Source organism: Comamonas sp. CMM02 (assembly GCF_014851485.1).
GTDB classification, from domain to species: domain Bacteria; phylum Pseudomonadota; class Gammaproteobacteria; order Burkholderiales; family Burkholderiaceae_C; genus Comamonas; species Comamonas avium.
This window is the reverse complement of the sequence record NZ_JACUZW010000003.1, coordinates 1-10,446: the sequence shown is the minus strand read 5'-3', so window position 1 is coordinate 10,446 and position 10,446 is coordinate 1. Positions and strand designations below refer to the sequence as shown.

The window sequence follows — 10,446 nt, the reverse complement described above, 5'->3', positions numbered from 1 at the left end:
CCATGCACCACGTCATCGCCATTTGCACAGGAGCCAGCCTTGGCGCCTTGGCGCGCTGGCAGCTGGGCCTGTGGCTGACCGCTCACGGGCATCTGGCCTGGGGCACCTTGGCCGCCAATGCCATCGGCGGCTACGGCATTGGCCTGGCCGTTGCCTGGCTGAATGCCTCACCCCAGCTTGATCCAATCTGGCGTCTGGCCATCATCACGGGTTTTTTGGGTGGGCTCACCACCTTCTCCAGCTTTTCGGCTGAAGTGGTTGGACTGCTTCAAAGCCAGCGCTGGGGCATGGCCATGGCGTGGACAGCTGTCCACCTCTTTGCCTCTTTAAGTTTGACCATTGCCGGTATTTACACCGTGCATGCGCTGCGTTAACTCTATCAAGCTTCTCGAACTTTTTGCACTGCAAGCGCTGCGCAATCTGCGAAGATTGCAGCTTGTCCCTGTGATAGTGCAATTGGAGATTTATGGACACGAAAACATCCCTGCACGAGCGTTCGCTGGAAGAAGACTTAGCCCCGCTTGACGCTCCCGCAGCCGCCCGTGAATCTGTGGTGGCTGACCCTATGCTGCCCGACGCCTACCGACTGGCGTTTGCCGACCCCGAGTTCATGGCTCGGCGTGAAGCGCGTGGCATTCGTTTTCAGCTGGAGATGCTCAAACCCGATCTGGGCCAGCAGGCCCACGGCATTGAGCACACTGTGGTGGTCTACGGCAGCGCCCGTTTTGTCGATGCACAGACGGCGCAAGCACGTTTGGCGACAGCACAGGCCAATGGCGATGCCGCGCAAATTCGCGCTGCAGAGCGTGACGTTCGCAACGCTGACCGCTATGAAAATGCTCGCGCATTTGCGCGTCTGGTGGCCGAGCACAGCCAGCACCAGCCGCAAGATCAGCGCATCTACATTTGCACCGGCGGAGGCCCCGGCATCATGGAAGCGGCCAACCGTGGTGCTTTTGAAGCCGGTGCAGACAACGTGGGGCTGAACATTTTGCTGCCCCATGAGCAGCAAGGCAATCGCTACATCACGCCAGAGCTGAGCTTCAAATTTCACTACTTTGCGCTGCGCAAAATGCACTTCATGATGCGCGCCAAAGCCTTGGTTGCCTTCCCTGGTGGCTTTGGCACGATGGACGAGCTGTTTGAAGTGCTGACACTGGTACAGACCACCAAGGTCAAGCCCGTTCCCATCATCTTGTTTGACAGCCAGTTCTGGAAACAGGTATTTAACTTCGATCTGCTGGTGCAAGAAGGCATGATTTCCCCACAAGACTTGGCGCTGTTTCACTTTGTCGACACCCCGCAGGCGGCGTGGGACATCATCAAAGATTTCTACCAGTTAGCCGATTAAAGCGGCCCCATGAAAAAAGCAGCCTCAGGGCTGCTTTTTTTAATCTTCAGCGAGCACACGTACACCGCCTGACTTGCTGGCCGCTATTTGCCGGCACCCATGTGTGGCAATACGTTGTGCGCCTTCATGTCCTCTTTACCCAGAAGCCAAGGCAAGCGTGAAGAGCCGCCCACCACGGCCCCGACCGCCCAGAACAGGGCCGAGACTCCGACCACCGTACCTATGGAGCCAAACAGCACAGGCATGATCACGCTGGAGCCGTTAATGGCCATCATGCGCAGGCCCAATGCTTCACCTTGTCGATCGGGCGGTGTAATTTGGTGAATCATGCTCATCACCATCGGCTGCACCGAACCGAGTACCAGACCCAGCACGATCGAGCACCCCATCATGGCCCAGGCGTTAGACATGAAGGGGTATAGCGTGAACAGCAGGCACGCGCCCAGCATGGCCCCCATGACGACCTTCCACTCACTGATGCGCTCCGACAGCAGCGGAATCAGTACACGAATGGCTGCCGCCGCAATCGCAAACGCACCCAGGATGGAGCCAATCACCGAGGCCGACAACCCACGCTCATGCCCCAGGATGGGCACCACAAAGGTGTGCACATCCCAGCACGAAGACAGCGCCCAGTTCATCAGCAGCAAGCGGCGAAAGCCCTGGTTTTGCAACATGTCCCACGCCGTGGTTTTCTTGCTCCCCTCGGGCTTGGGTGCAGGCTTTTCTTCTTGCAGCGTACGCACCCACAGCCATGCACTCAATGGCAGCAGCGCCATCAGCAAGAATGCAGCCCTAAAACCAGTGTCGCTGGCCGCTTCACCACCTGCGTAGTCAATCAGCAAACCAGCTAAAAATGGCCCCAGAAAGTTGGAGACCGCTGGGCCAATCGCCAGCCAGCTAAATACTTTGCGCAGCGTGACCGTGTCATGCGCTGCACGCCCCACATGCCGCTGCAACGCAATGATGGCAGCGCCCGATGCGCCACCACTGAGCAGCGCCGCCAGACACAGCACGGGATAGATGGGAAAGAACACCGCAGCACCCGCGCCCACACTGGCAGTCACCACGCTGATAGCCAAAGGGCGCTTCAAACCATGTCGGTCTGCATAACGGCCTGCAGGCAGCGAAAGAAACACCTGTGTCAGCGCAAACAGCGCCAGCAGCACGCCCACGGCAGCAGGGCTATAGCCTTCGCGCAGCGCCAGCAAGGGAGTGGCCATGCGCATGCCCGTCATACAGGCGTGGATAGAAATTTGCGCCAGTATCAGGCGCATCAACGACCAGGTCACAGATTCATTCGTCCTCAGGGTCAGCGGCCGCCAAAGGCGCAGCCCATGCACTTTCTGGGTTCAGCGGCTGCATCAGCTCTGCCGTACTTGCGGCACTGGGCAGCTCTTGCACCGTGCGCAAACGGCGTTGAATGGCGCGTGTGCGCACATCTACTTGTTCAAAACGCTTGGCCGCCGCATCGATCGATTTGCGCGTGGCTTCCACCACTTCGCCGAACTTGGCAAACTCGGTTTTCACCTGCCCCAGCACGCCCCACACTTCCGATGAGCGCTTTTCAATCGCCAGCGTTTTGAAACCCATCTGCAGGCTGTTGAGCATGGCCGCCAGATTGGCTGGGCCGGTGATGACCACGCGGGATGCATTTTGCACTGCCTCCACCAACCCTGGCCGGCGCATGACTTCCGCAAACAAGCCCTCTGAGGGCAGGTACATGACGGCAAAGTCGGTGGTAAATGGCGGCTCTACGTATTTGGAAGCAATCTTTTTCGCCTCATTGCGGATGGAACTTTCCAGGGCATTGCCTGCTGAAATAACACCCGCCTTGTCCACGGCATCCAGCGCATCTTGCAGGCGCTGGTAATGCTCCACCGGGTACTTGGCATCAATGGGCAACCACACTGGATGCTCGTCATCGCGGCCCGGCAGGCGTATGGCAAATTCGACCAGCTCATCGCTGCCCGGCACGGTTTTAACGTTGCGTGCGTACTGCTCGGGCGTGAGCACGTTGTCGATGATGGCACCCAGTTGCACCTCGCCCCAGGTGCCACGCGTTTTCACATTCGTCATCACGCGCTTCAAATCGCCCACGCTGCTGGCCAGTGACTGCATTTCACCCAGGCCCTTGTGCACCTGCTCCAGGCGATCACTCACCAGCTTGAAGGATTCGCCCAAGCGCTGCTCCAGCGTGGCATGCAGTTTTTCATCAACCGTGCGGCGCATCTCTTCAAGCTTGGCCGCGTTGTCGGCCTGGATGGTGGTCAGCCGCTCATTGAGCGTGCCACGCAGCTGTTCGGCCGTTTGGTGGCTGTCCTGATTGAGTCTTTGCAGTTGCTGCGCCAGCGCTTGCTGCAAGGTGTTGAAGTGTTGCTGCAGCTCTTGCCGGCTGTCGCGTGCCTCCTGCAATTGGCGTGACATGTGTGCATCAACCAGCTGGCGCAAGCTGTCGGCGGCCGTGGTCTGGTTGTGGCCCAAGGTATGTACCAGGCCCTGCACTTGCTGGCCCATGCCAGCCATCGCGCCGTCGCTTTTAGACACCGCCATTTGCGTCAGCTGCTGGGCCTGCTCCAGGTGCTCCAGCCGCTCCAGTAAATCCAGATCCACCGGCGCAGGCCGTGGAAGGAGCCAATGCACAAGTTGCAGGACCACGATCAGTATCAGCAGGGCCAGCAGTAGCCAGGGCATCCAATCCACACAAACTCCTTAAAAATATAGCCATCAGCGCAAGCCAGCTCTAGTTTTCAGATAGTTTTATATCTAAAAACACCACTACACAAGCGCTAACAGCTATCTTTTTACTTATCTTTATTAACTATTCCAGCGCAAAGACTTCGCTGTGGCATCGGGCGTATTCACCGGTGTAAGTGGTAGTTCACCACCTAGCACCGCGACCAAATTGTCTGCCGCCAGCTTGCCCATGGCACGGCGTGTGGCCACCGTGGCACTGGCAATGTGTGGAGTGAGCACTACGTTAGGCACGGTGAGCAAATCTGGATGCACCTTGGGCTCGCCCTCAAACACATCCAAGCCAGCAGCGGCAATGCGCTGTGCTTTCAGGGCTTGCGCCAGCGCTGCGTCATCCACAATGCCGCCACGCGCAATATTGATCAGCGTGGCGGTAGGCTTCATCTGCGCCAGTTCGGCCGCGCCAATGGTGTGGTGACTCTCGGGCGTGTACGGCAGCACCAGCACCACGTGGTCAGCGGTTTGCAGCAGTTCGTCCTTGCTCACATAGCGGGCCTTGCATTCAGCTTCCAGCGCAGGGCTGAGGTGAGAGCGGTTGTGATAAATCACGTTCATGCCAAACCCGTAAGCACCGCGCTTGGCAATGCCCTGGCCAATGCGCCCCATGCCAATGATGCCCAGCGTGCTGCCGTGCACCTCGGCACCTGCAAACATGTCGTAGCTCCACTTGCTCCACTTGCCTGCGCGCAGGTAGTGCTCGCTTTCGGTGATGCGCCGGGCCGTGGCCATCAGCAGGGCAAAGCCAAAGTCCGCAGTGGTTTCGGTCAGTACATCCGGGGCGTTGGTGCCTTGCACACCAGCTTGCTCCATGGCATCGACATCAAAATTGTTGTAGCCCACCGCCATGTTGGCCACCACTTTGAGCTGCGGGCAGGCGGCCAGCACCTGTGCACTGATGCGTTCGGAGGACGTTGTCAGCACCCCATCCATTCCCTGCAACTGCTGCGCCAGCTGCTCGGGCGACCAGACAGTATCTGCATCGTTGGTGTGCACTTCAAAGTGCTGCTTCAAAAAGGCCACCACGTCAGGATGGATGGCACGGGCAATCAAGATACGGCGCTTTGTCATTGGGCTTAGAACCAGATAAATGTCATTACGATAAACAGCGGCACCAGGATGCCGACCGACCACAGCATGTAGCCAAAGAAACTGGGCATGCGCACGCCTCGGTCCTCGGCAATGGCTTTCACCATCAGATTGGGTGCGTTACCGATATAGGAGTTGGCGCCCATGAACACAGCACCCGCGGAGATGGCAACCAGCGTGGGAGCCAAAGCCGTCATCAGCAAGGCGGGATCACCACCTGCAGTATTGAAGAACACCAGGTAAGTGGGTGCGTTATCCAAAAATGAAGACAGCACCCCCGTGGCCCAGAAGTACATGGCCACATTGGGCGTTCCATCCGGGTTGGTGACCGCTCGCACAATAGCCGCGAAGGGGCCATCGACCCCCGCCTTGAGCATGGCAATCACAGGAATGATGGTCAGGAATATGCCGGCAAACAGCTTTGCAACCTCCTGCATAGGGCCCCAGCCAAACTGGTTGTTCGCGTGCACCGCCTTGGGAGTGAGCGCCAGCGACAGCAATGCCACCGCAATCAGGCCCACATCACGAACCATGCCTGGCAGGCCCACATCAGTGCCAGCAATATTGAATGCAACGCCGGACTTCCACATGCCACTGAGCAGCACCAGCCCCACCACGACACCCAGCAGGACAAAGTTGATCTTGCCGTCAAAACCCAGCGACTCGCGCGCGTCATGGCCAGGCTGTGCAGACAGCTGATTGGTGTCGTTCTTGCACAGCCAGCTGTCCAGCACAAAAAAGATGGCCAGCAGCGCACTCACCAAAAACAAGGCCTGAGGCCAGATGTGCAGCAACGTCCAGCTGAAATCCACGCCCTTCAAGAAGCCCAGAAACAGCGGAGGATCCCCCAGCGGCGTCAGCGAGCCACCAGCGTTGGAGACAATGAATATAAAAAACACCACCACATGCACCACGCGCGAGCGGTGTGCGTTGGCGCGAATCAAAGGCCGGATCAGCAGCATGGACGCACCTGTGGTGCCCATGAAACTAGCCAGTACCGCACCAAGGGCCAAGATTGCAGTGTTAAGCCCAGGCGTGCCCGTCAAACTGCCGCGAATGTAAATACCACCGGCCACGACATACAAGGCGGTGAGCAAGATCACAAAAGGCAAATACTCCGCCAGCAGCGCATGCACAAAATTAGCGGTCGCAGCCCCCATGCCATATATCAGCACCAAGGGAATCAGAAATGCCAGCGACCAGGCTGCCGTTACCTTGCCAAAATGGTGGTGCCAAAAGTCAGGCGCCAGCAAAGGCATCAGGGCAATCGACAGCAGCAAGCCCGCAAAAGGCACTGCCCACCAAAGCCCCAGGCCTGCACCGTCGAGCTCAGCAGCCTGGGCCCATGCTGGCAACCCCGCCATCAGGCCAGCCACAGCAGCAGATCGCACATAGTTCATTCGTTGGTCTCCTCGGGAATCTCGAACACCTGGCGCAGGTAGGCCAGGTACTTTTTATCTTCACACATGCTCTTGCCCGGGGTGTCTGACAATTTGGCCACCGGCTGGTCATTGCACCGCGTCATTTTGATCACAACCTGCAAGGCTTCATAACCCAGGTCATTGGTCAGATTGGTGCCAATGCCAAAGGCCAGCTGGCAGCGGCCATGAAAGCGCTGGTACAGCTCAATCGTGCGCGGAATGGTCAGCGCATCGCTGAAAATCAGCGTCTTGTTGAGCGGGTCCACACGGTTGGTACGGTAATGCTCCAGCAGACGCTCACCCCACACAAAAGGGTCTCCACTGTCGTGGCGCGCACCATCAAACAACTTGCAGAAATACAGGTCAAAGTCGCGCAAAAAAGCACTCATGCCGTACACATCTGACAAGGCAATGCCCAAGTCGCCACGGTACTCTTTGGCCCAAGACTCAAACCCGAACACCTGGCTGTCACGCAAACGCGGGCCCAGTGCCTGGCAGGCTTGCAAAAACTCATGGGCCATGGTGCCCAAAGGGGTGATGCCCAGTCGCATGGCATACAGCACATTGCTGGTGCCTGCAAACTGCCCGGGGCCGTGGCCTGGTGCGGGGCGCTGAGGGCCTGTGCCCAGCTTGCCGCACAGAACGCGCAGCACTTCTTCATGCCAGGCACGGCTAAAACGGCGACGCGTGCCGTAGTCCGCAATCTTCAAGCCCTCCAGCGTATCGCCACGCAGCAGCTTGATTTTTTCATCCAAACGGCGGCGCCCCTCCAGGAAGTCAGGCACAGGCTGGGTATTGCGAAAATAGACTTCATTGACAATGGCCAGCACCGGAATCTCAAACGGAATCACGTGCAGCCATGGGCCTTTGATGGTGATATCGATCTCGCCATTTTCAAGCGCCTTGATCGTGATGTACTTTTCATTGAGCTTGAAAAGGCTCAGGAAATCCACAAAGTCACTCTTGATAAAACGCAGTGAGCGCAAATACGCCAGCTCTGCATCCTGAAAGTGCAATTGACACAGCGCGCGTATTTCATCGCGAATCTCTTGCACATAAGGTGCCAACTGCACACCGGGGTTGCGGCATTTGAATTTGTATTCAACCTGTGCCCCGGGAAATTGGTGCAGTACCGCCTGCATCATGGTGAACTTATACAGGTCGGTATCAAGCAAGCTGGTAATAATCATGGCATGCGGGCCGGATGCGAAAGCCACAGTGTAGGCCATACACCGAAGGCTTTGGTGCAAGCCTTATGCATTCAAACTAGCCAATTTCCTTGATGTGCAAGCACCAGGCGCTATGAAGTTTCACCCTCGGCAATAGGCAGCACCAGCGGCTGCAATGCGGCCCGTAAAACTGCTGGCAATTGGCAGGGTCGGCGCGTCGTCTTATCTACATAGACATGGACAAAATGCCCCACCGCCGCACTCATTGCCTCGCCTTGTGCAAACAGGCCTATCTCATAGCGCACACTGCTGTGCCCTAGTTTGGCAACCCTGATCCCCGCCTGCACAATTTGCGGAAAAGCAAGGGGGGCAAAGTAGTTGCACTGGGTTTCAATCACCAGGCCAATTGTCTGCCCCTGGTGAATATCCAAGGCACCCTGCTCTATCAGATAGGCATTCACAGCGGTATCAAACCAGCTGTAATACACGACGTTATTCACATGACCATAGACATCGTTGTCGGCCCAGCGCGTGGGAATGTCACGAAAAACGCAAAATACACTGCGCGGCTGTGCCTCGGGACGTGCAGCAAAAGAATGAGCTTGAGTCATCGCCGCATTTTGGCTGCGCACTGTTGATTGCGCATGCATACAGGTGACAGGCTCGCTACGTCTTAAGCAGCACCCTTGCCGCACATCGCTACCGTCTGCACCCGCCTTTTGTCTGATTCAACGCAAAGAATGCTGCAGTGCACAAAAAATTACTTGCACCAAATTGAAGCTTGCGGAAGAATACATCCATGCTGCGCTGCAACATGGTTTTTTGGATTCACAAGTGCAGCTGCCGTTAACACCCCTGTCAGCTTTTTTTATTGATGGAGAACTCACCATGGCACTCACACCTGAACAACTCACCGCAGCCCACAAAGCCAACCTCGAAACCCTGTTTGGTCTGACCACCAAGGCTTTTGAAGGCGTTGAAAAAATTGTGGAACTGAACGTTGCAGCTTCGCGCGCCGCATTGGCAGAAGCCGCCACCCACAGCCAGGCCCTGCTGAACGTGAAAGACGCGCAAGAGCTGCTGGCACTGCAAACCAGCTTTTTCCAGCCCCTCGCTGAAAAGACTGCTGCATACAATCGCCACCTCTACAACATCGCCACCAGCACCAGCACCGAAGTGAGCAAAGCACTCGAAGCCAAGGCTGGCGAATTGCAGCAAGGTTTCAACAACTTGGTGGAATCGACCACCAAGAACGCTCCTGCTGGCTCCGAAACAGCTGTGGCCGTGATGAAGAGCGCCGTTTCTGCAGCCAACAACGCTTTTGAAGGCGTTCAAAAAGCCGTCAAGCAAGCATCTGATCTGGCCGAAGCCAATCTGAAGGCTGTGACAGCCACTGCAACAAACGCAGCCCAGGCCCCTGCAAGCCGTAAATCCTGATTTTTTTCAGCTTTTTAAAGCTGCGATCTAGACAAGGTCTAGGGTTTACCCTAGAATACGCACATCGACCAGTTCACCTGGTTACCAGTTGTCTCCTTGGATCCTCTCGAAACCCCCGTTTCTTGGATCCATTTAAGCCCGGCTTTATCGCCGGGTTTTTTTTCGTCTGCATGCAGCGCAAGTGACTGGTATTTAGAAGCAGCACCTTTCATAATTGACGTTTACGTTAACGAAAAACAAGGAGCACAAGCATGGACATTCAAGGCAAGGTTTTCATTGTCACGGGGGGAGCATCTGGCTTGGGCGAAGGCACAGCACGCATGCTGGCTGCCAACGGCGCCAAAGTAGTGATTGCCGATATGCAGGCAGACAAAGGCCAGGCCGTAGCCCAAGAGATTGGCGGCGTTTTTGTGCCATGCGATGTCAGCAGCGAGGCCGACGGGCAGGCCGTGGTGCAGCAGGCCACAGCAATAGGCAAACTCATGGGATTGGTCAATTGTGCAGGCATTGCACCTGCAGAAAAAACCGTTGGCAAAAATGGCGCCCACAGCCTGGCTGTCTACCAAAAAGTCATTCAAGTGAACCTGATTGGTAGCTTCAACATGATTCGCCTGGCTGCACAAGCCATGAGCAAAAATGAGGCTGAAGCCACGGGAGAGCGTGGCGTACTCATCTCCACAGCCAGCGTGGCTGCTTACGACGGCCAAATGGGTCAAGCGGCCTATGCTGCATCCAAAGGCGGCGTGGTTGGCATGACCCTTCCGATTGCCCGCGACTTAGCACGCAACGGCATTCGCAACATGACCATTGCGCCCGGTATCTTTGGCACCCCGATGCTGTTTGGCATGCCTCAAGAAGTGCAAGATACATTGGCCGCAGGTGTGCCCTTCCCCAGCCGTTTAGGAACCCCGCAAGACTATGCCAAGCTGGTCAAGCACATTATTGAAAATGACATGCTCAACGGTGAAGTAATTCGCCTGGATGGTGCTATTCGCCTTGCTCCGAAATAATCCAATGACCACCCAAGAGCTTCGAACTGAACATTTTTTCGAAGTTTAAAAAACAAAAAGCCGCATTAATTTTCATTAATGCGGCTTTTAAAAACTGGCGGAGTGGACGGGACTCGAACCCGCGACCCCCGGCGTGACAGGCCGGTATTCTAACCAACTGAACTACCACTCCTGGCAGGAAGCTTTGCTAGCTACTTTGTAGCTTCAAGCGCCTCAAA

Annotated in this window: 10 protein-coding genes and 1 tRNA gene; 4 read left to right on the top strand and 7 right to left on the bottom strand. The window is 56.5% G+C overall.

Features of this window, described 5'->3' with window-relative positions; all coding sequences use genetic code 11:
• The first annotated feature begins 2 nt into the window (after nt 1-2).
• Nucleotides 3-374, top strand: coding sequence for a fluoride efflux transporter CrcB (gene crcB / locus IB213_RS09485; protein WP_192406108.1), 372 nt, complete (start codon nt 3-5; stop codon nt 372-374).
• A 92-nt stretch (nt 375-466) separates the two neighbouring features.
• Nucleotides 467-1,351, top strand: a complete 885-nt coding sequence (locus tag IB213_RS09480) for a TIGR00730 family Rossman fold protein (RefSeq protein ID WP_191723866.1) — start codon at nt 467-469, stop codon at nt 1,349-1,351.
• 83 nt (nt 1,352-1,434) lie between these two features.
• Here the strand turns inward: IB213_RS09480 and IB213_RS09475 are convergent, their stop codons facing one another.
• The 6 genes from IB213_RS09475 to IB213_RS09450 all read right to left on the bottom strand — a co-directional run bounded on the left by IB213_RS09475 (nt 1,435) and on the right by IB213_RS09450 (nt 8,392).
• On the bottom strand, nt 1,435-2,643 hold the full coding sequence (locus IB213_RS09475) for an MFS transporter (RefSeq protein WP_191723865.1): 1,209 nt from the start codon (nt 2,641-2,643) through the stop codon (nt 1,435-1,437).
• 4 nt (nt 2,644-2,647) lie between these two features.
• Nucleotides 2,648-4,045: a DNA recombination protein RmuC gene (locus tag IB213_RS09470; RefSeq protein ID WP_192407121.1), complete on the bottom strand. Its 1,398-nt coding sequence runs from the start codon at nt 4,043-4,045 to the stop codon at nt 2,648-2,650.
• A gap of 123 nt (nt 4,046-4,168) precedes the next feature.
• A complete protein-coding gene (locus IB213_RS09465) occupies nt 4,169-5,173 on the bottom strand; it encodes a D-glycerate dehydrogenase (RefSeq protein WP_192406107.1) in 1,005 nt (334 codons plus the stop codon).
• Nucleotides 5,174-5,178: 5 nt separating this feature from the next.
• Complete coding sequence (locus tag IB213_RS09460) at nt 5,179-6,591, bottom strand: sodium:proton antiporter (RefSeq protein WP_191723863.1); 1,413 nt, start codon at nt 6,589-6,591, stop codon at nt 5,179-5,181.
• Nucleotides 6,588-7,802, bottom strand: a complete 1,215-nt coding sequence (gene pncB, locus IB213_RS09455; protein WP_191724064.1) for a nicotinate phosphoribosyltransferase — start codon at nt 7,800-7,802, stop codon at nt 6,588-6,590. The genes IB213_RS09460 and pncB overlap by 4 nt, the downstream gene beginning before the upstream one ends.
• A 110-nt stretch (nt 7,803-7,912) precedes the next feature.
• On the bottom strand, nt 7,913-8,392 hold the full coding sequence (locus tag IB213_RS09450; RefSeq protein ID WP_192406106.1) for a thioesterase family protein: 480 nt from the start codon (nt 8,390-8,392) through the stop codon (nt 7,913-7,915).
• A 277-nt stretch (nt 8,393-8,669) separates the two neighbouring features.
• On the opposite strand from IB213_RS09450, the gene IB213_RS09445 reads away from it, so the two are divergent.
• Both IB213_RS09445 and IB213_RS09440 read left to right on the top strand, forming a co-directional pair.
• The gene (locus tag IB213_RS09445) at nt 8,670-9,218 is read left to right on the top strand and encodes a phasin family protein (RefSeq protein ID WP_191723861.1); all 549 of its coding nucleotides are present in this window, start codon (nt 8,670-8,672) and stop codon (nt 9,216-9,218) included.
• A gap of 251 nt (nt 9,219-9,469) precedes the next feature.
• Complete coding sequence (locus IB213_RS09440) at nt 9,470-10,228, top strand: 3-hydroxyacyl-CoA dehydrogenase (RefSeq protein WP_192406105.1); 759 nt, start codon at nt 9,470-9,472, stop codon at nt 10,226-10,228.
• A 95-nt stretch (nt 10,229-10,323) separates the two neighbouring features.
• Here IB213_RS09440 and IB213_RS09435 read toward each other — a convergent pair.
• Nucleotides 10,324-10,400: transfer RNA gene (locus IB213_RS09435), tRNA-Asp, on the bottom strand.
• Between the last annotated feature and the right edge of the window lie 46 nt (nt 10,401-10,446).

Coding starts and splice junctions, on each gene's coding strand:
- IB213_RS09445 (WP_191723861.1), top strand. CDS start 8,670: ATGGCACTCACACCTGAACAACTCACCGCAGCCCACAAAGCCAACCTC.
- IB213_RS09470 (WP_192407121.1), bottom strand. CDS start 4,045: ATGCCCTGGCTACTGCTGGCCCTGCTGATACTGATCGTGGTCCTGCAA.
- pncB (WP_191724064.1), bottom strand. CDS start 7,802: ATGATTATTACCAGCTTGCTTGATACCGACCTGTATAAGTTCACCATG.
- IB213_RS09465 (WP_192406107.1), bottom strand. CDS start 5,173: ATGACAAAGCGCCGTATCTTGATTGCCCGTGCCATCCATCCTGACGTG.
- crcB (WP_192406108.1), top strand. CDS start 3: ATGCACCACGTCATCGCCATTTGCACAGGAGCCAGCCTTGGCGCCTTG.
- IB213_RS09460 (WP_191723863.1), bottom strand. CDS start 6,591: ATGAACTATGTGCGATCTGCTGCTGTGGCTGGCCTGATGGCGGGGTTG.
- IB213_RS09450 (WP_192406106.1), bottom strand. CDS start 8,392: ATGACTCAAGCTCATTCTTTTGCTGCACGTCCCGAGGCACAGCCGCGC.
- IB213_RS09440 (WP_192406105.1), top strand. CDS start 9,470: ATGGACATTCAAGGCAAGGTTTTCATTGTCACGGGGGGAGCATCTGGC.
- IB213_RS09480 (WP_191723866.1), top strand. CDS start 467: ATGGACACGAAAACATCCCTGCACGAGCGTTCGCTGGAAGAAGACTTA.